Source organism: Candidatus Baltobacteraceae bacterium (genome assembly GCA_036489885.1).
Taxonomy (GTDB): Bacteria; Vulcanimicrobiota; Vulcanimicrobiia; order Vulcanimicrobiales; family Vulcanimicrobiaceae; genus JAFAMS01.
Window position 1 is genome coordinate 1,312,506 of the sequence record DASXEW010000003.1, and the last position, 23,133, is coordinate 1,335,638.

23 protein-coding genes are annotated in these 23,133 nt (G+C 61.7%); 8 read left to right on the forward strand and 15 right to left on the reverse strand.

The features are described from left to right. Window position 1: 1 nt before the first annotated feature. Complete coding sequence (locus VGG22_12360) at window positions 2-340, reverse strand: hypothetical protein (protein HEY1729162.1); 339 nt, start codon at window positions 338-340, stop codon at window positions 2-4. On the opposite strand from VGG22_12360, the gene VGG22_12365 reads away from it, so the two are divergent. Continuing rightward, window positions 332-3,745, forward strand: a complete 3,414-nt coding sequence (locus VGG22_12365) for a TM0106 family RecB-like putative nuclease (protein ID HEY1729163.1) — start codon at window positions 332-334, stop codon at window positions 3,743-3,745. The genes VGG22_12360 and VGG22_12365 overlap by 9 nt on opposite strands. 139 nt (window positions 3,746-3,884) lie before the next feature. Next, window positions 3,885-4,073: a PLDc N-terminal domain-containing protein gene (locus VGG22_12370; protein HEY1729164.1), complete on the forward strand. Its 189-nt coding sequence runs from the start codon at window positions 3,885-3,887 to the stop codon at window positions 4,071-4,073. Here the strand turns inward: VGG22_12370 and VGG22_12375 are convergent. Further along, the gene (locus tag VGG22_12375) at window positions 4,047-4,625 is read right to left on the reverse strand and encodes a TetR/AcrR family transcriptional regulator (GenBank protein HEY1729165.1); all 579 of its coding nucleotides are present in this window, start codon (window positions 4,623-4,625) and stop codon (window positions 4,047-4,049) included. The two genes, VGG22_12370 and VGG22_12375, sit on opposite strands and share 27 nt — an antisense overlap. Window positions 4,626-4,699: 74 nt before the next feature. Between VGG22_12375 and VGG22_12380 the strand changes: the two genes are divergently transcribed. After that, window positions 4,700-5,383: a hypothetical protein gene (locus VGG22_12380; GenBank protein ID HEY1729166.1), complete on the forward strand. Its 684-nt coding sequence runs from the start codon at window positions 4,700-4,702 to the stop codon at window positions 5,381-5,383. A 9-nt stretch (window positions 5,384-5,392) separates the two neighbouring features. Further along, window positions 5,393-5,707, forward strand: a complete 315-nt coding sequence (locus tag VGG22_12385) for an antibiotic biosynthesis monooxygenase (GenBank protein ID HEY1729167.1) — start codon at window positions 5,393-5,395, stop codon at window positions 5,705-5,707. Here the strand turns inward: VGG22_12385 and VGG22_12390 are convergent. From VGG22_12390 to VGG22_12415, 6 genes are all read right to left on the reverse strand, one after another. Beyond that, a complete protein-coding gene (locus VGG22_12390; protein ID HEY1729168.1) occupies window positions 5,704-6,606 on the reverse strand; it encodes an amidohydrolase family protein in 903 nt (300 codons plus the stop codon). The two genes, VGG22_12385 and VGG22_12390, sit on opposite strands and share 4 nt — an antisense overlap. A gap of 4 nt (window positions 6,607-6,610) precedes the next feature. Then, window positions 6,611-8,002 carry a hypothetical protein gene (locus VGG22_12395; protein ID HEY1729169.1) on the reverse strand — a complete coding sequence of 464 codons (1,392 nt, stop codon included), beginning with the start codon at window positions 8,000-8,002 and terminating at the stop codon, window positions 6,611-6,613. After that, window positions 7,999-8,790, reverse strand: a complete 792-nt coding sequence (locus tag VGG22_12400; GenBank protein ID HEY1729170.1) for an SDR family oxidoreductase — start codon at window positions 8,788-8,790, stop codon at window positions 7,999-8,001. Before VGG22_12400 ends, VGG22_12395 begins: the two co-directional genes overlap by 4 nt. Then, a complete protein-coding gene (locus tag VGG22_12405; protein HEY1729171.1) occupies window positions 8,791-9,987 on the reverse strand; it encodes an ABC transporter substrate-binding protein in 1,197 nt (398 codons plus the stop codon). It lies immediately after the preceding gene. A 164-nt stretch (window positions 9,988-10,151) separates the two neighbouring features. Continuing rightward, window positions 10,152-11,396, reverse strand: coding sequence for a hypothetical protein (locus VGG22_12410; GenBank protein HEY1729172.1), 1,245 nt, complete (start codon window positions 11,394-11,396; stop codon window positions 10,152-10,154). A 29-nt stretch (window positions 11,397-11,425) separates the two neighbouring features. Next, window positions 11,426-12,670 (reverse strand): threonine ammonia-lyase, encoded by a 1,245-nt coding sequence (locus VGG22_12415; GenBank protein HEY1729173.1) that lies wholly within the window; start codon window positions 12,668-12,670, stop codon window positions 11,426-11,428. A 47-nt stretch (window positions 12,671-12,717) separates the two neighbouring features. On the opposite strand from VGG22_12415, the gene VGG22_12420 reads away from it, so the two are divergent. The 4 genes from VGG22_12420 to VGG22_12435 all read left to right on the forward strand — a co-directional run bounded on the left by VGG22_12420 (window position 12,718) and on the right by VGG22_12435 (window position 15,727). Then, window positions 12,718-13,695 carry a phosphoglycerate dehydrogenase gene (locus VGG22_12420; GenBank protein ID HEY1729174.1) on the forward strand — a complete coding sequence of 326 codons (978 nt, stop codon included), beginning with the start codon at window positions 12,718-12,720 and terminating at the stop codon, window positions 13,693-13,695. 51 nt (window positions 13,696-13,746) lie between these two features. Next, window positions 13,747-13,998 carry a hypothetical protein gene (locus VGG22_12425; GenBank protein HEY1729175.1) on the forward strand — a complete coding sequence of 84 codons (252 nt, stop codon included), beginning with the start codon at window positions 13,747-13,749 and terminating at the stop codon, window positions 13,996-13,998. 21 nt (window positions 13,999-14,019) lie between these two features. Continuing rightward, on the forward strand, window positions 14,020-14,946 hold the full coding sequence (locus tag VGG22_12430) for an NAD(P)-dependent oxidoreductase (protein ID HEY1729176.1): 927 nt from the start codon (window positions 14,020-14,022) through the stop codon (window positions 14,944-14,946). A 265-nt stretch (window positions 14,947-15,211) separates the two neighbouring features. Then, complete coding sequence (locus VGG22_12435) at window positions 15,212-15,727, forward strand: hypothetical protein (GenBank protein HEY1729177.1); 516 nt, start codon at window positions 15,212-15,214, stop codon at window positions 15,725-15,727. On the opposite strand, the gene VGG22_12440 is transcribed toward VGG22_12435, so the two are convergent. The 7 genes from VGG22_12440 to VGG22_12470 form a co-directional block, all read right to left on the reverse strand. Further along, window positions 15,694-16,575, reverse strand: coding sequence for an NAD(P)-dependent oxidoreductase (locus tag VGG22_12440; GenBank protein ID HEY1729178.1), 882 nt, complete (start codon window positions 16,573-16,575; stop codon window positions 15,694-15,696). The two genes, VGG22_12435 and VGG22_12440, sit on opposite strands and share 34 nt — an antisense overlap. A 1-nt stretch (window position 16,576) precedes the next feature. Further along, window positions 16,577-17,569 (reverse strand): aldo/keto reductase, encoded by a 993-nt coding sequence (locus VGG22_12445; protein HEY1729179.1) that lies wholly within the window; start codon window positions 17,567-17,569, stop codon window positions 16,577-16,579. Window positions 17,570-17,595: 26 nt separating this feature from the next. Further along, window positions 17,596-18,063 carry a GNAT family N-acetyltransferase gene (locus VGG22_12450; GenBank protein HEY1729180.1) on the reverse strand — a complete coding sequence of 156 codons (468 nt, stop codon included), beginning with the start codon at window positions 18,061-18,063 and terminating at the stop codon, window positions 17,596-17,598. Window positions 18,064-18,073: 10 nt separating this feature from the next. Beyond that, window positions 18,074-18,493, reverse strand: a complete 420-nt coding sequence (locus VGG22_12455) for a hypothetical protein (GenBank protein HEY1729181.1) — start codon at window positions 18,491-18,493, stop codon at window positions 18,074-18,076. A gap of 66 nt (window positions 18,494-18,559) precedes the next feature. Next, window positions 18,560-19,525: a GNAT family N-acetyltransferase gene (locus VGG22_12460; protein ID HEY1729182.1), complete on the reverse strand. Its 966-nt coding sequence runs from the start codon at window positions 19,523-19,525 to the stop codon at window positions 18,560-18,562. Further along, a complete protein-coding gene (locus VGG22_12465; GenBank protein HEY1729183.1) occupies window positions 19,519-21,669 on the reverse strand; it encodes a 3'-5' exonuclease in 2,151 nt (716 codons plus the stop codon). Before VGG22_12465 ends, VGG22_12460 begins: the two co-directional genes overlap by 7 nt. Continuing rightward, entirely contained in the window at window positions 21,666-23,102 is a 1,437-nt protein-coding gene (locus VGG22_12470) for a PD-(D/E)XK nuclease family protein (GenBank protein HEY1729184.1), read from the reverse strand. The genes VGG22_12465 and VGG22_12470 overlap by 4 nt, the downstream gene beginning before the upstream one ends. Between the last annotated feature and the right edge of the window lie 31 nt (window positions 23,103-23,133).

Genomic DNA, 23,133 nt, shown 5'->3' on the forward strand with positions numbered 1-23,133 from the left:
GCTAGTGCTTCGATTTTGCCGAGAGGTTTCTTTTCTCTGGATAAATCACGACGCGCTCTGCCGGGCGCCGATCCTCTTGGACCATGCGCCGAAGATCTCGAATCTCCTGAGTCAGCATGTCGAGCCTCTGCGTGATGTGGTCGTAGCGCCGGTCCATGACCTCGCGCACGGAGTCCACGGGGCCCACCGACCTCGCCAGTTTATCGCAGGCCAGTTCGAGTTCTTCCCGCAGAGCAAACAGCTTCGAATTCTTCATCCGCGGCAGTTCGCGGTCCACCCGTAAACTCTGCCGTGCCAGGGAGCTGGCACATCTCCGTGCGATCATAATCTCGTGCAGCACGTCGACGGCCGTTTCGTTTACGGCGCCACCGATCTCAACAATTTTCTCGAATGCCGGCGCCTCACCGAGCTCGACGGTCTTGCCGTGCGCGGCGAGCTCAAGCGCCCCGAAGTTGAGGACGAGCAGCTCGAGCTGATCAAGCGCAAAGGCTCGGAGCACGAGCAGCGCTACCTCGAGGCGATGGAAGCGCGCTACGGCGGCATCACAAAATTCGAGCGCACCGAAAAGGGCATCGCCGCTTACGCCGCCGCCGAAGCCGAGACGCTCGCCGCGATGCGCGCGGGGATGCCGTGCATCTATCAAGCCACGTTCTTCGACGGCACGTTCGTCGGGCACACCGATTTCTTGCGGCGCATCGAGAAACCGTCGCTCCTCGGCGCGTGGAGCTACGAAGTCATCGACACAAAACTCTCGCTCTCCGCGAAGCCGTACTTTCTCATCCAGCTCTGCAACTACAGCGAGCATCTCGCGCGTCTGCAAGGCACGCTGCCGGAGTTCGGCTACATCGTCCTCGGCGACGAAAACGAAGAACACTTTCGGTTGCACGATTATTTCGCGTACTACCGTCATCTGAAAACCGCGTTTCTCGCCTACGTTGCGGAGCCGGTCGCCGAATATCCGTACTCGCGCAAGCACTGCGGGATCTGTTCGTGGGATAGCCTGTGCACGAAGAAGCGCCGCGACGACGATCATCTCAGTCTCGTCGCATGGATGCGGCGCGATCAAGTCGGCAAGCTGGAAGACGGCGGCGTCGCGACGGTCGCCGAGCTCGCGTATGCGCCCGAGACGTCGCGTCCGACCGGCATGGTTCTCGAATCATTCGGGAAGCTGCGCCGTCAAGCCGAGCTGCAAGTCCGTGGACGCGCATCCAAGACGCCGCTCTACGAAATTCTTCCGCCGGAGCCGGCGACTGGTTTTGCGCTCATGCCCGAGCCCGCGCGCGGCGACATTTTCTTTGATATCGAGGGTGACCCGCTCTTCGAGCCGGGCCGCGGGCTCGAATATCTCTTCGGTTTTTGGGTGCCGGGCGAAGATGCGAAGTATCTCGCGTTTTGGGGCTGCGATCGCGTGCAAGAGAAGAAGGCCTTCGAAAACGTCGTCGATTTTCTGATCGAGCAGCGCAAGCAGTTTCCGACGATGCACGTCTACCATTACGCCGATTACGAAAAATCGGCGCTACGGAAGCTTGCGCAATTGCACGGTACACGCGAAGACGAAGTCGACGATCTGTTGCGCGGCGAGGTCTTCGTCGATCTGTATGCCGTCGTGCGTCAGGCGCTCGTGATCTCCGAAGAGAGCTACGGCCTCAAAGCGATCGAGAAGTTCTACAACGTCAACCGCACGACCGACGTGAAGGCCGGCGGCGATTCGATCGTGCAATTCGAGCGCTGGCTGCTCGACGGCACGCCCTCGATCCTCACCGACATCGAGAACTACAACCGCGACGATTGCCGCTCCACGTATCTGCTGCGTGAGTGGCTGCTGGCTCGCCGCACGGAGGCGATCGAGAAAACCGGCGTCGCGATCGACTTCCGGCCGGTCAGGGAACCCGACGCGCCGTGCCATCTCGAGTACGTCGTGACATGCAAGAAGTGCCAGACGCGCCAGAAAGAAGAACGCGAAGAAAAGCGCCGCGGCGAGCTGGAGCGCGCGCTGCTGGCGCGCGAAGACGCGAGCGCGCAACTGCTGGCGCACGTCGTCGCCTATCACCGGCGCGAAGACAAGCCGGTTTGGTGGGCGTATTTCGATCGCTGCGAAAACGTCGACCAGCTCTTCGAGTTCGACAAAGAAGCGATTGCGCACCTGATGCTGCGCCACGATATCGAGCCTTACAAGCTCAAGAGCGGCGATCGCAATCTCGTCTACGCGTACGGCTTCCCGGATCAGCAGCATAAGATGAAGCCGGGCGACGCGCACGATCCGCGCACGAAAGCCTCCGGCGAGATCATCGAGATCGACGACGAGCGGAATCTGCTCTATCTCAAGCGCAGCGGCTCGCTCGATGAGGCGCGCGCGACGACCGAGCTGATTCCGACTGGTCCGCGTCGCACCGATGCGCAGCGCGAAGCGCTCGTCCGCATCGGCTCGCTATTCCAAGCCGGGCACTTGGCCGATGTGCATCCCGCCACGCTCGATTTGCTCACAGGCGGCGATCCGCGGACCGCGCCGCGGCGCCGCACGCTGCAGCCGGCAGAAATCAGCGCGCAAAGCCTTCTCGACGTCGTGCGCGCGCTCGATTCGAGCTATCTGTTCATTCAAGGTCCGCCCGGCAGCGGCAAGACGACGTACGGTTCGCAAGTCGTCTGCGATTTGCTCGCCGAGGGCAAGCGCGTCGCGGTGATGAGCACCGGCCACAAAGCCAATCACAACATGCTGCAAAAAGTCGAAGAGTGCATGCAGAAGCGCGGGCGGCGGTTCAAGGGACTCTACAAACATAGCGGCGAGGAATCCGCGTATCAGTCGCTGCTCGATTCGCCGATGATCACGTCGGTCGACAAGAACGATCTCTTCGAAGGCGGCGACTACGAGCTGGCCGGCGGAACGTCGTGGCTCTTCGCGCGCGAGAAACTCGTCGGCACGTTCGATTATCTGTTCATTGACGAAGCCGGACAAGTCTCACTCGCGAACGCGCTCGCAGCTTCAAGCTGCGCGAAAAACGTTGTGTTGCTTGGCGATCCCAATCAGCTGGCGCAAGTCAGCCAAGGTTCGCATCCACTCGAAGCGGGCGCGTCTATCTTGCAACATCTCCTCGGCGAAGCGCAAACCGTCGCGCCGAATCGCGGGATCTTTCTCGACGTCTCGTACCGCATGCAGCCGCAGATCTGTAGCTTCATCTCGGATGCGATGTACGAAGGCCGCCTCAAGCCCGGGCCGGACACCGCGCTTCACCATGTCACGAGCGGCCTCACGCGGCGTGCCGGACTCGAATTCATCGGAGTCGAGCACGAAGGCAACAGCTCGAGCTCGGCCCAGGAAGCCAATCGCATCGTCGGCGAGATCGCGCTCTTACGCGAAGGCGGCGTCCCGGAAAACGAGATTATCGTCGTCACGCCGTACAACGCGCAACGCAAGCTGATCGCTACAAAGCTGAAAGACGCCGGGCTCAACGTGCGCGTCGGCACCGTCGACAAATTCCAAGGCCAGGAAGCCGACGTCGTGTTCTATTCGATGGCCGCGTCGAGCGGCGAGGACGTGCCGCGCGGCACGGAGTTCTTGTTCGAACGCAATCGCTTCAACGTCGCGGTCTCGCGTGCCAAGGCGCTTAGCGTACTCGTTTGCAGCCCACGGTTGCTCGATATTCCCTGCAACACTCCGGAACAAATGGCGTTGGTCAACCTGCTCTGCAGTTTTGTGGAATTGGGGCGGCCCCTCGACTACGGCGCTTCGCGCCTACGCTCGGGGTGACAAAGCAGCAACCACCTCACCACCGCGCACCCTAACATCGCGCACCCCGCCATCCCGCACCCCGCCATCGCGCACCCCGCCATCGCGCACCCACCCATGGTACGAAACACCCCACTCACTACACGGGTACCATGAACGCATGAAGATCTTCCTCGAAATCGTGGTCTCGATCATCCTGCACCCGGTAGCGTTCATTCTGGCGCTGATCAATATCGTCAGCCGCACAGATTTGAACGACGCGCAGAAGATCATCTGGGGCGTTGTTTGCCTGGTGTGGGGAATCGGTCCGATTCTATACTTCTTAGTCGGTGGTGGAACGCTCTGGTGATTCGAGTGCGTCGCGTAAGAAAGCACGGCACTCTGCCAGAATTTCCTCGCCGCGTTCTCCGCCCAAGCCGCGCGCAAGGATCATCCCGCCTACCATACACGCGAGCGTCCCTATAGCCTGACGTTCGCGTTTCTCGCGCGAGCGTGCCGTGACGAGCGACGAGAGTCGCTCGAGACGTTTGTGAATGACGCCGCCGAGCGTCCGTCGTAGGCGCGCACTGCCGCGCGAGAGTTCGGGGCCAAGTGCCGCAATCGCGCACCCGTGCGCGCGATCCGCAAAATGCACGGTGCTCAGATACATGTTCACGAGCGCGAGCAGACTCTTCGAATCCCAAAGCCGTTCGCGCATCTCACTTCCGGCGCCGGAGAGTGCCTCCGCGACCAACTCGTCTTTCGACTTGAAGTGCGCGTAGAAGCCACCGTGCGTTAAGCCCGCACGATCCATGATCTCGCCGACGCTCACGTCGTCGACTCCACGTTCGCGGAATGCGGCGGCTGCCGCATCGAGCACGCGCTCGCGCGTTTCTTTCTTATGCGCTTTGGGCCAGGGCATTGCCACCTCTTGACAAAAATATGATGATCGTCATATTATAGGGCGCTTTCACTTTCCCTGCACGGAGCTCGACCATGCTGCTCGATCTTCTCGACTCTCTTGCCATCGGAGCCACCCTCGCGGCCGTCATCGTCGGCATACTAACGGGGGTTCCGATGAAGAACGGAGCACGCATCGGCGTTGCCGCACTCATCGGTGCCTGGGCCGGCTTTGCCGCGCAAGCGACTGCCGCCGGATGGCTCGCGCGCTCCGCGGTGCTGCTCGTATTCTTCGCTGTCCCATTCGCGGTGGCGGTCGTTTTCCGCACGGCGCTCAAACAGCTCTCGCCCGAGATGATCATCCGGCTCAACGCGTTCCGTTTGCTCGGTGGGCTGATTCTCGCCTTAGGACTCACGCATCGTCTTGCGGGTCCGTTTCCGTATTCCGCCGGAATCGGCGACGTCATCACCGGCATCGCTGCGCTCTCGATCGCGCGCATTGCAGCCAGCGAATCCGTGAGCCACTGGCGCGTCATCGCATGGAACGCGTTCGGGTTGCTCGACCTGGTGCTGGCCGTGTTCTTTGCCCTCACGTCCCGGCCCGGTTCGCCGCTACAGCTCTTCGACTATGGGGTCGGCTCGACCGCAATCACCACGTTGCCGTGGTCAATGATCCCGCTCGTGCTCGTTCCGATCTATATGATCGGACACGCCCTCGTCTTCGCACACGTTCGCTGGGCCGGCGCGCACCGGCAGGGATACGCCGCCTCGACGACCTAGCCGTGCGCGATGATCGTCCGCCGATTTCGCGCGAAGGCTACAACCGCAAACGCCAAAGCCTACGCCGTCTTTTTCCGCGACGTGCTGACGCCGCAGCTGCGCGAGATTCCGGGCCACCGTGGCGCGCTGGTGCTGAGCGAAGAGCGCGCCAAGAGCACGCGCATCACGGTGCTGACGTTTTGGGATTCGATGGACGCGATTCAAAAATTCGCGGGCGAGAATGTGAATTACGCGGTCATCGAGCCGGAAGCGCGCGAGCTGCTCGGCTCTTTCGATCTGGAAGTCACGCATCACACCGTCGAGGTCGATACGCTCGGCCGTTAGGCGGTCGTGACTCCAACCGACGCGAGCAGCGCTTTCGCGTTCTTATAAAAGACTTTCTCGATGACGTCTTCCTCGAAGCCCTCGGCGCGCCAGTCGCGCCGCAGCCGTTCGTATGAGAGCATCGGATAGTCGGCGCCGAACATGATTTTGTTCTGCAGACGCTTACCGATCTCGCGCTTGAGCTCGGGCGGATAATATTTAGGCGACCAGCCGTGCAGCTCGTTCCACACATTGCCCTTGTGCAGCAGCATTGCGATCGCTTCTTGCTGCCACGGCCATGCTGGTCGCGCTGCAATGATCGTAAGCTCCGGATAACGCGCCGCAAGGCGGTCGATGTGACGCGGATGCGTATCGTCGAGCACGTAACCGAAACCACCGCGCTCGCCTGCGCCTGCGCCCGTCATGCCAGTCGTTATCAGCGTCGGAATCCGTTCTTTGATGCACAGCTCGATGAACGGTTCGTAGGCCGGATCGGTGCAGATGGGTCCACCGACCGACATCCCGAAGCCGATGAACTCGACGCGGTTCGCAACGCAGCGCCGCAGCTCGTCGAGCGCCTTTGGTTCCGAGGGCTGCAACTTGATCCAGTGCCCGAGGATCACATCCGGGAAGCGGCGCTGCACCTCAAAAGCATAGTCGTGCTGGCTGCGCGCTTCTTCGATCGGCATGTCGGTCGTGTACGCGAGATCGAGCACGGCGCGCACGTTGCTCGTGCGAAAGTCCTCGGCCATTTTCTCTTCGCCGTAAAGCTCGCCCGACCAATTGAAGTATTTCTTCAGTTTCGCGAACGCCTCGGCGCCTTCGGGTTCGAACCAGTTGCCGGGATTGCCGTACCAGCCGCGCTTGGTGCCCCAGTGCGAGTGCATGTCGATAATGCGCGGGACGGGCAGTTCGCTCACGTGTTCACTTCTTTCGTTTGTCGAGGACGCGTTTGACTTTGGCGTTGGAATGCAACCCGGTGATCTCGTCGAGCGATCCGCGCGGAGCCAGCTCCACGCCGACGCGCAGGCCAAGACCCTCGCGCAGACGTTGCGTGAGCGTTTCTCGGATCGGCTGCGTGGCATTGTCGAGCGCTGCACACTCGAGCAGCACGGTCATCTCATCGGCGCCTGCCGCATCGCGATCCACGACGCAGATGTACTCGCCGGTCAGGTGCGGATCGTTGCCGAGAATTCCGGCGACCGCTTCGGGAAACACGTTGATGCCGCGCACCTTCACCATGTTGTCGCTGCGGCCGAACAGCTTCTCGAGGCGTCGCAGCCTGATGCCGCACGCACACTCGGAAGGCATGATCGCCGAGACGTCGTTGTAGTTGTAGCGAATCAGCGGAGCGCTGTACTTGAAGAATGTCGTCACCACGATGTTGCCGCGTTCACCATCGGGCAGCGCGCGATTCGTCTCGGTGTCACAGATCTCGACTTCGTACGCGTCTTCGTAGATGTGCATTCCGTTCTTGTGCTCGCACTCGGAGGCCATATTTCCGGCTTCGTGACCGCCGTAGCAGTCATAGGCGGGGACGCCCCACAGCTCTTCGATCGCGGTGCGATCGTCGGTGCCGAGGTACGAATCGATCAGGCGCACCGAGAGTGATTTTGGATCGATGCCCATCTCGTCGCGAGCGACGAGTCCCACGTGACGCACGTATGCGGGAAAGCCGACGAGCACGGTCGTCTTCCAGGCGCGTGCGATCTCGATTTGCCGGCGCGTCGGCGTCACCGAGCCGCCGCCGGTAATCATCGGAACGGCGCCGGTATATTTCCAAACCGCTTCTTGCAAGCCGTTGCCGCCGTTCGGCAAACCGACGGCCAGCATGACCTGCACGACGTCCCCGGGACGCACGCCGTGCATGTGCAGCGTGCGCGCGCGCAAGATCGCCATGACTTCACGGTCTTGCGGCGCGTACAGCATCGCGCGCGGAAAGCCGGTCGTGCCGCCGCTGCTCTGCAGCGAGATCGGCATGCGCGCGCCGTCCTCGGGCGTGATCCCCATGAAATCTCCGAAGGGCGGATGCGCGGCAATGCTGTCGCGAAAATCGTAGACCGAGCAGACCGGAATCTTGTGCAGATCTTCGAGTCCGTTTACGTCGCCCGGTTCGAGGCCGGCGTTCTTCCAGTGCCGCTGGTAAAACGGAATCTCCCACGCACGCTGCATCTCTTTACGGAAGCGCTCTTGCTTGCGTGCGTGCAGCTCGTCACGCGAAAGGCGATAGACACGCTCGCTCGCGAGCGGTGCGGGCGGATAATCTTCGAGAAGCTGTTCGAAATCGAGCGCGTACGGATAGTACGGGATCGTCATAGGAGGCTGCGCACGAGACCGCCGTCGACTTGCGTTGTCGTCCCGGTGATGAATCCTCCGCGTTCCGACGCGAGAAACGTGATGAAGCCCGCGACGTCGTCGGCCGTACCGAGCCGTCCGATCGGAACGTCGTCGAGCATGCGTTTCAAATCTTCTTGCGGATCGCTGCCTTGCGCTTCCGCCTTCTTGCGCATGACTTTCTCGAGCCGCGCCGTCGCGATGCGGCCCGGGCAGATCGTGTTGACCGTGATCTGGTCGCGTCCGATTTCGAGAGCCAGCGTTTTCGCAAAGCCGACGACGCCCGCCCAGGTTGCAATCGACAGTCCGAGCGATGCGCTCGTGTTCTTCACGGATGCCGTCGTGACGTTGATGATCCGGCCGCCGCCCGCTTTGCGCATATGCGGAATGCACAGACGCGACATGCGCACGACACTCATCAGATTGCGCTGCACGGCCGCTTCCCATGCGGCATCATCGAAGGTTTCCAGCAATCCGACGGGAGGCGCGCCGTCGTTGTTCACGAGAATGTCGACGCGCCCGAAACGCTCAACCGTCTCCGCAACGAACTTCGCGTTGTCGTCCGCGGAAGCGACGTCGCCTTGAACGGTGTGGACCTGCGCCTTTGCTTCGGAGCGTACGCGCTCGGCTGCGAGTTCGAGATCGGCAACGCGGCGTGCCGTCATCGTTACCGACGCGCCTTCGAGTGCGAGCGCCCGCGCCGTCGCATAACCGATGCCCTGGCTTGATCCCGATACGATCGCGACGCGGCCGCGCAGCCCGAGATCCATCTAGTGTGCCGCGACGAATTGTCCGTTACGGACGACCACCAGTTGCGTCGAGCGCGCACCTTTATGATCGCCTTTACGGAACGAGCGTGGCGTGCCGATTGCCGCCGCATACGAGAACGCCTTGTCGGTACCCGCGATGTAATCGTGCAGCGTTTCGAGTCCTGCGATCAGGCGGTCGCGCGTGAGATCTTTGCCCGCACGGCGCATGCCTTCGGCCAGGCAATACATGTCCGAATATGCAGCCAGGGTATAGTGATTCGGCACGCCGGACGGCGGATTCGGAAAGCGCTTCGCAAAGCGCGCTTTCCAATCGGCGATCGGCCCCGTCGTCTCGCCGATGAACTGGCGCGAGACGATCCAGAACGAGTAGAGTCCGTCGATCGAGGCGCCGCCGACGCGAATGATGTTCGCATCGGTGAACGTCCCGTCGCCGAGCAATTTCGACGTCACCCCGGCGCGCTTGAGCTGCGGGATCAGCCGTCCGCCGTCGATCGGAAGGCCGCACATGTAGAGGGCATCGGGATTTGCGCTCTTGATGGCATTGGCTTGCGTCGTGAAATCGGTGTCGCCACTTCGGAATTTCTGCTCGACGACGAGCTTCATGCCGTTTGCCGCGAGCTGCGGCTCCACGAGGTTGACGGCGGCCGTGCACAAGGCTTCATCGCTCGTGACGATACCAACGGTCTTCGCCTTGAGCTCTTTCTTGAGCGCCTCGATGATCGAGTTTGCGATGTCGGCGCGCACGATCGTCATGCCGCTGAAGACGTACGGGCTGTAGGTCTCGAGTACGCGCGGATCCGAGGCGAGCGAGTCGTAGTAGACGATGCCGCCTTGCTCCACGAGCGGGATTACGGAAACTGTCGCCGTGCTCGTGCCGCCGCCCATGATCGCGAAGACGCTGTCTTGTTCGCTCAGACGCCGCACGGCAAGAATGCCGCCTTCGGCCGTGCCGTTGTCGTCTTCGTAGACCGTCTTGATTTGACGTCCGTTCACGCCGCCGTGCGCGTTGATCTCATCGACGGCCATGTCGATGCCCGCACGAAAACCTTGACCGACGGTGCTGGCCGGTCCGGTCAACGCAACTTGCACGCCGATCAGAATCGAGTTCGGCGTGACACCTTGCACGTCAGCGGCGCGTACGTTTCCCGCGCATAACAACGCGAAGAATAAAGCGATGACGACATAACGACGGATCATGGTAGCTCCCTCAATGATTAGCGAGCAAACCATACTGTCGCCGAGAGCGAAGTCCCTACTTCGTTTTTCCGCCAGGCTTCTCGAAGAAAATCGCGATGCGCGTCAACGTCGGCTGCGTATCTTTGTGCTCGATGATACCGATGAAGAATGCTGCCTCATCGGGCTTACTGATTGGTGCCGTTGCTTATGATCGTGTTGGTCGTGGCTCCGGGCTTGTTGCCGCTGATCGGAAGGCCGCCGCTCGCTCCAAGCACGCGCGCTTCAACTTCACCGCAGCCGCGCTCGATCTCGCCGAACTCGACACCGTGTGAAGGCTCGTTGGCAAGCTCGACCAGCGTCGAGATCGCAATCACCTGAACCTCATGTCCGGCAAAGACGATGTTCTCCATCGCGGTTTGCCGGTCGATGCACATCCGCTGTGTCTTGACCGGCGTGGCCGCGATCATCAGCGCTTGCAACGCATTGGCCCACGTTTTTGCGGCTGCCGGTTCCCACTTCAGCTTGACTTCCATGCGATCGCGCAAGCTGTAATTCAAGTCGTCGGCATAACCCCAGCGCGCGTCGGGAGAGACGGCTTTGGGATTCTTCTCGTTCGGATACAGCACCCACGATGCGATCGGAGTCAGAAGATGATCGCCGAGAAATCCATAGTCACCCATCGCAAACAGGATGCTCGCGGCTTGATCGATCGAGATTGTGATGAAGTTTTCTTCATCCATCTTGGCGGCAGCCGGAGAGAAGAGAAAGTCGAAGAAGCGCTCGGCGCGAGCTTTATACGGCGCGAGCTCTTTGGGCGAGCCTTTGCCGAGCACGAGATAAAATTCGCCGAGTGCGTTCTTCTGTGTGTAGGGATTGCCGTTGAGGAGCGCATCCCAGATCGTGTCGATCATCCCCTGCGATTGCAGCTTGGAAAAGTTCTCGGCCTTCATATAACGGATGAGATGCGTGCCCATCGTTTCCGATTCGTGCAGGCACTCCGTCGACGCGATCACCTTCGGATCCAAGAAGAGTTTGAGCTCGTCGCCGGCGACGGCATCGCGCTTGATGCGAATGCGCGGAATCGTGCGCGCGGCTGCGAGGCGCACGAAGTAGCTCGGATCCTTGAAGCACGTGCGTGCAAGCGAGATGTACGCCTTGGTTCCGGCCGGCGAGCCGAGTTTGTCGGCATACGCCTCGATATCCATGATGCAGTTGAGCTTGATCGTGTCCGATCCATCGCCCTGATCCAAGCAATTGATCGCACTATCGAGACTCTCGTGCAATGCGCGCACGGTTGGCGCCGGAGTCGGCGTCGGTTTCGGCGTTGCGCCGGCGCTGGGAGCCCCCGCGGCATCGAGGGTCGAGCACGTTAGCACGAACGCGACCATCACCGCGAAAAGTGCGGTGACGATCCTTGAGGCAGAGGTCATGCGCTATGCTTCACAATCGGGGTCCGATTTCACTTCACGACGGCCGTCGCAAACCCATCAGATTCTAATCGCCGCACGACCTCATCCGCATCCTGGGGATGCTGCGTTTCGAACGATACCATCAGGTATGCGCTGCGTGCCGAGATCTCTGAGAATTGGCGCTGGTGGTCGACCTCGAGGATATTCGCGCCAAGAGCGCTGACCGTCGTCGCGACGCGTGCGAGCGCGCCCGGCTGATCCGGAAGCGCGACGCGAATGATGTGCACACGGTGCTCGCGCAGCCGAACGCGCGCGATAATCGAAGCGAGCAACCCCGTGTCGATGTTCCCGCCCGAAACGACGAGCGCGACGGACTTATTCGCAAATCGTTCCGGCTGGGAGAGCAAGAGCGCAAGCGGCGCCGCGCCCGCACCTTCGACGACCAACTTCTCGGATTCGAGAAACGAGTGGATCGCGCGTTCGATCTCGCGCTCCGAGACCATCAAGACTTCGTCGACCAGCTCGCGCGCGATCACGAGCGGCAACTCGCCGATCGTCTTCACCGCAATGCCTTCCGCGATCGTCTCGCGGCCGACCGCGCTGATCGGTTCGCTCGAGAGCAGCTGCGCAAGCGACGGATAGACTTCCGTTTCCACGCCGATGATTTTCGTTTTCGGTGAGAGCGTCTTCACCGCGACGAGAATGCCGCCGAGCAAACCGCCGCCGCCGACGGGAACGATAATGGCATCGAGATCGACCGCGGCTTCGACGATCTCCATGCCGACCGTACCTTGGCCCGCGATCACGAGCGCGTCGTCGTAGGGATGCACGAAGGTGAGATTGCGTTCTTTTTCGAGCGCGTAGGCGCGTTCCGAGGCTTCAGTCAGCGTCTCACCGTGCAGCACGACGGTTGCGCCGAAACCTTCGGTCCGCCGTACTTTGAAGAATGGCGTCGTCGCCGGCATGACGATCGTCGCGGGAACGCCCATCGTCTGCGCGACGTAAGCCACCGACTGCGCATGATTGCCGGCCGAGAGCGCGATCACGCCGCGCGCGCGCTCGTCTGCGGTCAGATGCGCCATGCGGTTCGCGGCGCCGCGGTCTTTGAACGAACCGGTGATTTGGCGGTTCTCGAGCTTGAGGAAGACGCGCCCGCCGGTCAGCTCAGAAAACGCCAAAGACTCGACGAGATTCGTGCGCCGAACGCGACCGCGAATCGTCGTCGCCGCGCGTTTTATGTCCTCGATGTCGATCAGGCTTTGTGTTTTCGTTTCGGATCCTCCGGCGACGGGAATCGACGGCCCCCGTCCGGTAACTCGCGCTCATGCCAGCCTGCGACGTTATGATTACGCTCTCCCTGCTCGACACAATTCCCGACGGTCAGGAGCAGCTCAAACGCTTCACCGACGCCGGTTACCGGATCAACGTGCACACGGTTCCGCGGCCGCTGACCGAAGACGAAGTCGCCGCGTTTATGCCGGGCGTGCGCGGTTGGGTGTGCGGCACCGATCGATTTACGCGAAAAGCCTTGGAGCACGGCGATAAGCTCGAAATACTTGCTCGCTCGGGCGTCGGCTACGACGCGATCGACACGGCGGCATGCGACGATCTCGGCATTGCCGTTGCCACGACTCCGGGCGCCAACAACGTTGCGGTTGCGGAGTTTGCGCTCGGCATGGTCTTCGCGCTGTCGCGCCAGCTCGTGTGGTCGGATATCGTCGTGCGCCGCAAGCGCTGGGAGCGCGGGCTCATCAACGGCAACTCGCCGCTTGGGAAAACTCTCGGCATCGTCGGCTTCAACAACATCGGCCAAACGCTCGCAAAGATTGCCGGGCCGCTCGGCATGAAGATCATTTACAACGACATTCTGGGTGATTTTGCTCCGAAAGAATTGGGCGCGAAATATGCCGAGTTCGATGAGCTGCTGCGCACGGCCGATTTCGTTTCGTTGCACGTTCCTTTAACGCCGAAAACGAAGAACTTGATCTCGACGCGCGAGCTCGAGCTCATGAAAGACTCGGCCTATCTCATCAATACGTCGCGCGGCGGCATCGTCGACGAAGCGGCGCTGTATAAGGGCCTCAAGGCCAATGTCATCGCCGGCGCCGCGCTCGACGTCTTCGACCAAGAGCCGATCAACACGGACAATCCGCTCTTTGAGCTCGAGAATCTGATCATGACGCCGCACATGGCGGGCGTCAGCACCGAGGCCAAGTCGGCGATGCTGCGCATGGCCGTCGACAACACGCTGGCCGTCCTCGCCGGCGAGTATCCGAAGACGATCGTCAACAACCCGCGCAAGAAGACGAAGACGCCGTAGCAGAGGGAGCGGCCGGTCGGCCCCGAAATTGCCCCGCGAGGCAAAAACTGAATGCCAGCTACGATTGCGCTGCAGATCAATACGTCATACCAGGCGACGCCGCTTACGAGCGGCGCATTGTCTGCTGTTGCCGCGACCAATAAGGTCGCGATCACCACGCCGCCGTCCGTCAACGTGCCGGAGCGGCTCGATCCGCCCGTGCACACGGGGGTTCCGGTTGGATCTCCCGGCGCGACCGTGAAAGGCGCGGCGTTGAATTACTCCGGGAACGCGGACGTTACGCCCGCGGTCAAGTTTAGCTAGCTTCGCGGAAGTTCGGTTGCCGTGAGCCGCATTCTCGTGACTGGGGCAACCGGCACGTGCGGGCCTTTCGTCGTGCGCGAGCTGCTCGCGCGCAACTATGAGGTTACGGCGCATGCGCGGCGTCCGGCGATCGTCGAAGGCGCCAGCAACATTTCGGCCGAGCTCTACGCGTTCGGAACGCTGCATCGGCACATCCAGGCCGCCGACGGCGGGATCGTGCATCTGGCCTGCACGCGCACGAAGCGCCGCAACATGGTCGTCACGAGCGACATTCTCGGAACCGGAACGCTGGTCGAGATGTGGGAGCGCGGACCGTTCATTCTCGCCAGTAGCCAGATGGTATACGGCGCGTCGAACGAGCCCGCGACAGAAGAAACGCCCGTTCAGCCGACGTCGTCGTGGTTCGACATGGGCAAGTACGTCAACGAGTTTCAGCTCGGTCAGGTGTGCGATCGCGAGAAGCGCGGCGCCGGGATCGCGCTGCGCATTCCGGTCGTGCTTTCCGCGTCGCGCGGCAAGTTTCAAACGCTCGACATGTTGTACAACGACATGGTACGCGGCGCGACGTTCGTCTTCGAATCGGACGAAGCGCTCGAAACCTCCGGCAGCGATTATATCGGCGTACGCGATCTCGCGCACGCGATCGGATCAGCGCTCGCTATAAAGCAAAGCGGCGCATATAACGTCAGCTGCGGCTACTTCAGGTGGCGCGAGCTCCTCGACGGGCTCGTCAAGTTGACCGGCGTCAAAGGTAAGTTCATGATTCGGCCCGGCGGCGTCCGGACGGACATGGAAGCGCAGCTGCCGCAGCGTCAGTCACGCGTCGACGCCAGCAAATTCCAAGCCGCCGTACCGGATTTCGCGCCGATCGAGACGGTCGAGCAGATTCTCGATGAGTACGCGGTCGCTATCGGAAAGGCACCCCAGCCGGTCGCGCCCGAAACATAGGCATGGCCCCGAAGCGGTCCAGATACTACCTAGCAGTAGCAAAGCAGGAAGCGCTGTTAGCGTGCGACCTCTATAATGAACCGCGCCAGCCCCGCTCCTTCGAGCTGTTCGTCGTGCACATGGAGACCGCGTGGCTGAATCTCTTCCACTCCGCCGAGCTGGGTGGTGAAGAAGAGAGCTGGGACGCGAACGGATCGAACATCGTCTCACGGCGCGGCAACTGCGCGCGCTCGAGACCGTCGTCTCGGGAAAAGCGCTGGCGTACTTGCGCGAGTTCGGCGAACGTCAATCGCTCGGTTCGAGCTTGCGTTTCCCGGTTTTTCTCGCCTCGCTCGAACGCGATGCACCGGAGATGCTGCAAGAGTCGTACCGGCGCGTCCCTGTTGGGGTGAGAAAGTTCATCGAAGCCTTCGATGCCTCAACGAAAGAGGCGGTGCGCGTCGATCCGGCCTACGATTTCAAAGTCTATCTCGTCCCGAAAAGCGCGGGTGGACCGGCCGCCGATCTCGCGATGGAGTTCGTGCGGCTCGAAGATCTCTCACCCGAACAGCGCGAGCATGTGCAGGCCGGCACGGTCAAAGTCCGGCCCAAGGGCAAGAGCGAGCATCCCGACGCGACCGATACGCGCTATTGTTTCTTCGACTTCGTGCATCGCGATTACACGTACACGCAAGCCTGGACGGAGAAGCTAAAGGAAGCGCTAGCGCACGATCCCGAGCGGGTCGCGGCTGCGTGGAAGGCCGCCGATCAGCGCGCGCCGATGAGCGGCCGCGTCGCCTGATCGAGATTGCCGTCGGCAAAGACGAGCGCGATGTAATCGCGATCGGCTAATCCCTCGTCGATTCCGTGCTTCACGGCTGGAATGATGGTATCGAGCAACGGCAACGGTACTTTGACGTGCGCTCCCGCTTCGTGGGCCAACAGGAGATCCTTGTAGAGCGCGCCCAGCGAGAACCGAGGTTCGGTATCGTGATCGTGGAGCTGCTTAACTTTCGAGTTTGCAATTCGGGTAAACGCTCCGCTCAAGGAATCGATTGCGACGCTTTCATCGATGCCGGCTCGTACGCACAGTCTAAGGAGCCCGCGCAGTGATTCAGCGACGATCCCGATGATCGTATTGTTCGCAAGCTTGAGGAACGCGCTCGAACCCGTTGGACCCACGAACGTCGTGGTGCCGAGGGCGCCGAGAAGTTCTCGCACGCGCTCGTACGTTGTTTGCTGCCCGCTGACGAGAACCGTCAGCTTACCGGTGCGTGCCAGGTCGACGCTCCCGAGCACGGGTGAGGCGAGAAACTCAATGCCCTTGCGCTCCGCCGCCTCGCCCAGCGTTTGATACATAGCCGGCGAGAGCGTTGACATTTCGATGACGACGGTGGGTGGTGCAGTCGCTGGAATGATTTTCGCGAGCGTGATCTCTTTTGCCGCATTGTCGTCCCACAGCATCACCAATACGGCATCGAGGCCACGGACGAGCTCTTCCGGAGATGCGGCAGGCTCGGCGCCGATGGCCACGAGCCGCTGGACGTGCTCCGCCGAGCGGTCCCAGACTTTGACCTGATGGTGCTTACCGATGAGGTTCTCGGCAAAGGCGCTTCCCATCTTGCCGAGCCCTGCGATTCCGACGCGCATCTTACACAGCAGCCATTTCCGGCGGAGCCATGAACTCGGGTCCGACCGGATCGTGAATCTCTTCGCTCAAGATCCGCTCGACTTCGGAGAGCGCGCTTGCGTCGAGATCGAATCCGAATGCACCATCGATCGCGTCGAGCTGGTCCGGACGGCGCGCTCCCCAGAGCACTGCACCGACGGCAGGTTGATCGAGCGTCCAACGAACGGCCAGATCGATCACTCCCTTTCCGTAACGTGTCCGTGCAAGCTCGTCCAAACGCCGCACGGCGCCCAGATATTGTGGATAACGCGGCTGTGTGAACTTCGGATCGACGCGACGCAGGTCGTCACCACTGAATTTTGTGTTCTCGTTCATCTTGCCGCTGAGCAGACCCCGGCAGAGCACGCCGTATGTGAGCGCGGTCAAGCCCTGCTCGCGCGCGTAGGGCAGCACGCTCTTTTCGGCAGCACGTTCGAAAAGATTGTAGGGAGGCTGAACGGTGTGCAACGGCGCGATTTTGCGAAACGCGTCCATTTGCGCCGGCGAGAAATTGCTCACGCCGATCGCGCGAATCTTTCCCGCGGCAAATAAACGGCCCATGGTTTCCGCGGTGTCGTCGATCGGCGTCGCTGGATCTGGCCAATGCACCTGATAAATGTCGATGTGGTCGGTCTGCAAGCGCCGCAGCGAATCGTCGATCTCTTTCATGATTCGCGCGCGCGACGCGTCACGATGCACGTTGCCGTGCTCGTCCCACGCAAGGCCGACCTTCGTTGCGATGACCGCGCTGTCGCGTTTACCCGCGAGCGCGCGTCCAACGACATCTTCGGAATGTCCCTGTCCGTATGCAGGCGCGGTATCGATCAGCGTGATGCCGAGATCCAGCGCGCGATGAATCGTTTCTATTGACGCGGCGTCGTCACTGCCGCCCCACATCCACCCACCCATCGCCCAGGTTCCGAGGCCGATGCGCGAGATGCGGATTCCCGTGGTAGAGACGTTGATGTTTTCCATGATGGTCCTTTCATACCACCCAACGCTTATAAAATCGCGTGTGTTGCCTGAAGAAGCAATTTCCACGTGACGGTCGCACCGTCGGACATTGGATCAGGAATCATTCCGAATCCGCGCGCGAGCATCGAGAACGGAACGTTGATACGGAGGGCGTACCCGACCAGCTCGCTGTACCCTCGCTCGCGTGCTTCCTCGACGACGCGCTCGAGCAACGCGCGTGCAACACCGCGCCGCCGGCCGTCGCGTGCGACAACGATCGCAAGCTCAGCCGTACGGTCGTCGATCGCGATTGCGTGCGCCGTGCCGAGCGGTTCGGCGCCCTCGAAAGCAATGAACCCGATTGCATCGGGTCGCGAGACCGACTCTTCGATGAATTCGGGTTCAAAATGATCGACGGCATGGAAGAAGCGACAATAGCGATCTTCCTCGCTTGTGTCCTCGAGGATCATCCGATATGCGTCACCGTCGTCCGGCGCGATTGGACGAATCTCCACGAGCCCAGTGTTACCTCTGTGCCACGTGTCCCGGAATCAGGGCAACAAGGCGGCCTTTTTCATTGCTCGCGAGCTGCTCGCTGTTCTCCGGCTCGACGACTTCGACAGTGTAAGCTACGCGTGGATGCGGCGTTACTTCACGTTGCGCAACCACCATCACGCTGCGCTCTTTGTCGCTTTGGGTCGCGACGTAGCGGCACACGGTTCCGGTGGTCGGCGACAGTCGCATCGGCGTACCGACGACGGCACTAATTTCCGTTTCGGAAAGAACCGAGCACGCAACGCCGGGTATGACTTTACTCGGATCGCGCGGTGGCGCGAAGGCAAAAGCCGCTAAAATTGCGACAATAATCGCAATAACTGCTAAGCCTTGTGTAGAGTAGGGAACTTGAGGGCCGATATAAGGATCGGTATAAGTGCGTTCGTACATATTACATACAAGTGTAATCATTAAACGCTAAGTTGCATCGGGCAATTGTCGAATGATTGCGCCGATTTACATCAAGTCTGTACTCCAAACGGGATCGCTCGCCGCACGCAACACATCGCGTGCATCTGCTTTCCATCGCGCGCGTGCGATCGTCGAAAGCGGTGCCACCATCAAAATAGCATCTTTACGCGCACGCACCGTTCCGCGCGGTAAGACTTCGCGTGCGGGCGAGGGCGGCAGCCATCCGGTGATGCGACGTAAGTCGCCTGCAGCCGCACGCAACAGTGGAGGGATCAAATGCGCGTGCTGCGGTCCCGCGAAAGAAAATTCATCGACCACGAAGGCGTCGCTTTTGACGACGCGGCGCCCCAAACAATAGGCCAAAATCCGGCGATTAGCGTGAATCGCGAGGTTTACGGTATGCCCGGGTTCGGGCTGAATGCGATGCCGCGCGCGGATCAATTCCCACACGAGGGGCGTGCGGTGAAGCGCGTATTGCCGCTGGTCGTCGATCGCGGCGAAGCAGCGCGCGACGGCGGGCCAATCGTCGTCTCGAATGTGCGCCGGCTTGATGCGCTCGAACGCGAGCGAGTCGGCGCGCAGCGTGAAGATGCGTGAGGGTAGCGCGTAAAAGCCGATCTCCTCATAAAACTGCGGCCGGATGTTCGAATACAGAATCGCGAGATCGGTTCCGTTCTTGCGTTCCTCATCGAGAAGCGCCGCGAGCATCGCCGTCGCAAGTCCTTGGCCGCGATACTCATCGCGGGTGAAGACTGCACCGATTCCGATCGAGCGCAGCATTCGATCACCGCAGCGCAGATCGCGTTCGTAGCGCTTACACGAGCTTGCGATGTCGCCGTTCACGCGCAGCCCAAGCATCGAGAAGCGTCGCTTGCCAAAACCGCTCTTTGCGAGATCTTTGAGATCGTTCACGTAGCGCTCCATGCTGCGGCCTTCGGCCCAGAGCGATGCCGAGTAGGGGAGCACCGCGCGTGTGTACTCCTCGGTTGCGATCGGCTCGAGCTTCAGCACGTACGCGTGCGAAAGAGTGGAATACGTTCGAGCTCGGCCAGCAGCTCAGGTGCGGAGATGCCGCGCGTCGGCCGGTCCCAGGCCGTGAGCCAGCAGCGCTGCGTGGCACGCGTCATCGCGCAGTACAGCAGCCTGCGCGCCTCGGCCGCGTGCGATTGGAGCACCTTGCCGCCTTGATACTGATACCACGTGAATTTTGCGGTTCGAGATGCGCGCGCATCGCCGACGTTATCTTTCGGAATGATGCCGGAACCGGTCGTATAGACGAATGCATCCGGAACCCAATACGGCGGAAACGCGCCGGCGCGCAGGTTCGGAACGAAGACCGATTCGTATGCGCAGCCTTTGACGGCATCGATCTGCGCCACAACGACCCCGCTGCGCTCGACCGGGCCCGGATCGCATTGCGGCCATTCGGATTTTGCGATCCGCTCCAGGTACGTGAGCAAATCGCCAAGCGTGCGCGTGCGATCGGCGCGCGCGTAGCGAGCGATCCGCGCCATCAAGCGTTCGAGCAGATCCCGGCGGTGTGCGAGACGCGCACCATTCTCGCCGGGGTCGGGCTCGAAGATGCCGCCTTCCATTACGATGAGCCGCGACGCGTCTTCGAGCGAAGCGCTCGCAACGATCTCGCGCCAGCGCAGCCGCAGCGCGCGGAAGCGTTCGAGAAGCATGCGCGCATCGGGCTCTAAATCGATATCGCGCGCACCCTCGATCACGTTTTGTCCGAGGCGAACGTCACGGTTGCGGTCCGAACGCACGCGTGGCGATTCCCCTTCGGTCTCGGCTTCCGACGGCGGAAAGAGCCGGGCTTGCGCATCGGACGCTTCGCCGCACAGCGTCACGAGCGTTGCGTCCGAAAGTCGCATCGTCGGCGTTTGCAGCACGCGTAAGAGCCAATCGTGCCGCGACGGATCGACGACCGACCATAACAGCGAGAGGGCATCTTGCACGACGCGTGAGCCGAGGACGTCGAGGTCTCCGATCAGCGTGACCGGCACGTCGTCATCGAGCAGGGCATCGACATACGGACGCGCGTAGCGCAGCGTGCGCACGAGGATCGCGATCGATTGCGGTTGTGTGCCCGCTTCGAGCAGCTTTGCGATCTCGGCGGCGATGAACGTGGCCTCTTTCTCGTGTGAGCCGACCCGCTGCAGCGCGATCGTCCCTTGCGGTTCGGTGAAGACGTTGCGGTCTTGCAAGAATTCGTGTGCGACGGCGATGATCGTGGCGCGCGGTTCCGAGGGAGCCGGCATCTGCAAGACGTCGCGGCCGGTGAAAACTTGCTCCGGTCGCGCGCCGGCGAACGTGCGCGTGGATTGATCCGGGTCGCCGGCGAACGTGACGCCCGTCAGCTCTTTGCCGTAGATCGCGCGCAAGAATCCAAGCTCACCGAGCGTGACGTCCTGCGCGTCGTCGATGAAGGCGAGCGGCCAGCGTTCGCGTGCGCGTTGTGCCGCACCATCGACGCTGACCAAAACACGCGTCGCTTCGGCCATCGCATCAATGTCGGTCAAGCAGCCGCGCGATTCGCTGTCGGCGACGTAGATCAGGTACGTTTTCTCGAGGATCTTCGCGAGATCGATCTCGCGGCGGCGCTGACGTTCGAGCTCGGGACCGTCGGCATTGAGCGAATCGCGATAGCGGCGCGCGGCGATCAGCAAATCGGGATTCGCAAGATTCGGCGGCTTTGCGTACCATTCGGTCGCTTTGTGCAGTGCGGTTTCGAGAAAACGCTTGGGCGTGATGCCGGCGGCGCGCAGCTTGCGAATCAAACGGTACGCGGCTTGCGCAAAACGCTCGGGCGCGCGTAGGCCCGCAACCTCATAGTCGAGATCGCCGCCCAGCTCCGGTTCTGCGACCTCGAGCCACTCGAGCGAGAAGAGCGACGCCGCGGCGTTTTGAAAGTGCGTCTCGGCATCGACGTCTTCGATTCGGCCAAGCTCGAGCGCGAGTCCCGAGACGAACGCATTCTGCTCGAGGATTTCGAACGCATACGTTGCTAGCGTCGTGCCGCCGATACGCGCGGCGGAAAGCGGATGCGGCGAGGCGACGATCAAACGGTCGCGCGGAAACTCTGCGGCTGCGATGCGCGCCAGCAGCTCGCGTGTTTTTCCGCTGCCAGGTTTGCCGGTGATGATCATCGTGCGAACGCCATCGTGTCGTCGGTCGGCTTTTCGCGGCACGACGGCGCGTAGACGCAGTAGCGGCACGACGACGGATCGTCGGTCGCCGGAAAATGCTCGATCGTCCCCGACGCGAGCATCTTTCCCAGCTCGACCATCTTCGTGCGCGCGCGCTCCAACTCGATGACGGGAATCACGCCGCGCGTCGCGTTGTCATTCTTCACGGGCGGACCGCTCGGCACGATCTCCAGCTCGATCGGCGCGACCTCGACGTGCGCTTCACGCAGCGGGACCAGCGCGATACTCCGGACGGTCTCGCCGGCCAGCGTCTGCGCCCAATAGTAGTACGAGAGCTGAAATTCGCTGTCGTCGTTGATCGCGCGCCGGTATTCGGCAGCCGATTCCGCGATCGAGCCGGTCTTATAATCGAAGACGGTCACGCGACCGCTGCGTTCGTCGCGATCGACCCGGTCGATGTAGCCGCGGAATTCGAGGCCGTCGAGCTCGATGTCGGCTTTGATTTCGCAGCCGATCACTTCGAAGGGTTCTTTCTTCGCGCGCTCTTGCAGCCACGCGAGATATTTTCGCGCGGTGCGCTGCGCGCGCAGGCGGTTGAGCCGAAACTCGACTTCGGAGCTGAAATGAATGCGATGCGTCTCGAACGCCGTGTTGATCTCGCCTTCGAGCCGCAGCTCGAGCTCACGCGGAGCGACGGCGGCAATCGACGGATAAACTTTATGGAAGGCTTCGAGCGCGGCGTGAAATGCAGTGCCATACGCCGAGGCCGAGCTTGGCTTGTCTTCAACCGCGCGGCAGAGGTAGCGGAAGTACCATTTGCGCGGGCACTCCGCGTACAGGTTCAGCGACGAGGCGCTGAAATGCCGGTGCCCGGGCAGCGGTCGATCGGGTTCTTGCACGGCGAGCTGCGGCGCATCGGTTTTCGGAACGCTTGCTGTAGGCTTGGCTTCCAGCTCGCGATCGAACGCAAGCTGGACGTCCTCGATCTCCCACGTTTTTCCGAGGCGCTCGCCGGCCGCGTCAACCGCGGCTGCAATCGCGAGAACTTTCTCGCCGTCATCCAGCGCAAGCTCGCGCACGATCGTCGTAACGACTTCGCGCGCGGTCGCGCCTTGCGTGCGGTACGCCGCACCGATCCGTTCGGGCAGCCGCTCGTCGCGCGAGCCAATCCAGGCGAGCGCGTCATTCACGCCGCGTAGCGTCCGCGCATCGATCTGCGTTTTCGCCGGCGCTTCCTTAGGAAGCGTGATTCCAAGCTCGGCAAGTCGCGTCGCGATCGCGTCGCGCAGGTCGGCGGGGACTTGTGGATCGCTGCCGGCCAGCGACGCGTCGACGCGCCATGCAAAAGCCGGGCTTCGGACACTCCGCTTCGCCGGGCCATCCAGCGTCGCGCCCAGAAGCGCGATTAGGCAGCGGCGGACGAGCCCTTCCACACAGGCGTGCTTCCAGCCGCGGGGCCTTCGC

Coding starts and splice junctions, on each gene's coding strand:
- VGG22_12400 (HEY1729170.1), bottom strand. CDS start 8,790: ATGGATCTCGGGCTGCGCGGCCGCGTCGCGATCGTATCGGGATCAAGC.
- VGG22_12465 (HEY1729183.1), bottom strand. CDS start 21,669: ATGATCATCACCGGCAAACCTGGCAGCGGAAAAACACGCGAGCTGCTG.
- VGG22_12455 (HEY1729181.1), bottom strand. CDS start 18,493: ATGTACGAACGCACTTATACCGATCCTTATATCGGCCCTCAAGTTCCC.
- VGG22_12385 (HEY1729167.1), top strand. CDS start 5,393: ATGATCGTCCGCCGATTTCGCGCGAAGGCTACAACCGCAAACGCCAAA.
- VGG22_12375 (HEY1729165.1), bottom strand. CDS start 4,625: ATGCCCTGGCCCAAAGCGCATAAGAAAGAAACGCGCGAGCGCGTGCTC.
- VGG22_12405 (HEY1729171.1), bottom strand. CDS start 9,987: ATGATCCGTCGTTATGTCGTCATCGCTTTATTCTTCGCGTTGTTATGC.
- VGG22_12425 (HEY1729175.1), top strand. CDS start 13,747: ATGCCAGCTACGATTGCGCTGCAGATCAATACGTCATACCAGGCGACG.
- VGG22_12370 (HEY1729164.1), top strand. CDS start 3,885: ATGAAGATCTTCCTCGAAATCGTGGTCTCGATCATCCTGCACCCGGTA.
- VGG22_12420 (HEY1729174.1), top strand. CDS start 12,718: ATGATTACGCTCTCCCTGCTCGACACAATTCCCGACGGTCAGGAGCAG.
- VGG22_12445 (HEY1729179.1), bottom strand. CDS start 17,569: ATGGAAAACATCAACGTCTCTACCACGGGAATCCGCATCTCGCGCATC.
- VGG22_12440 (HEY1729178.1), bottom strand. CDS start 16,575: ATGCGCGTCGGAATCGCAGGGCTCGGCAAGATGGGAAGCGCCTTTGCC.
- VGG22_12410 (HEY1729172.1), bottom strand. CDS start 11,396: ATGACCTCTGCCTCAAGGATCGTCACCGCACTTTTCGCGGTGATGGTC.
- VGG22_12380 (HEY1729166.1), top strand. CDS start 4,700: ATGCTGCTCGATCTTCTCGACTCTCTTGCCATCGGAGCCACCCTCGCG.
- VGG22_12395 (HEY1729169.1), bottom strand. CDS start 8,002: ATGACGATCCCGTACTATCCGTACGCGCTCGATTTCGAACAGCTTCTC.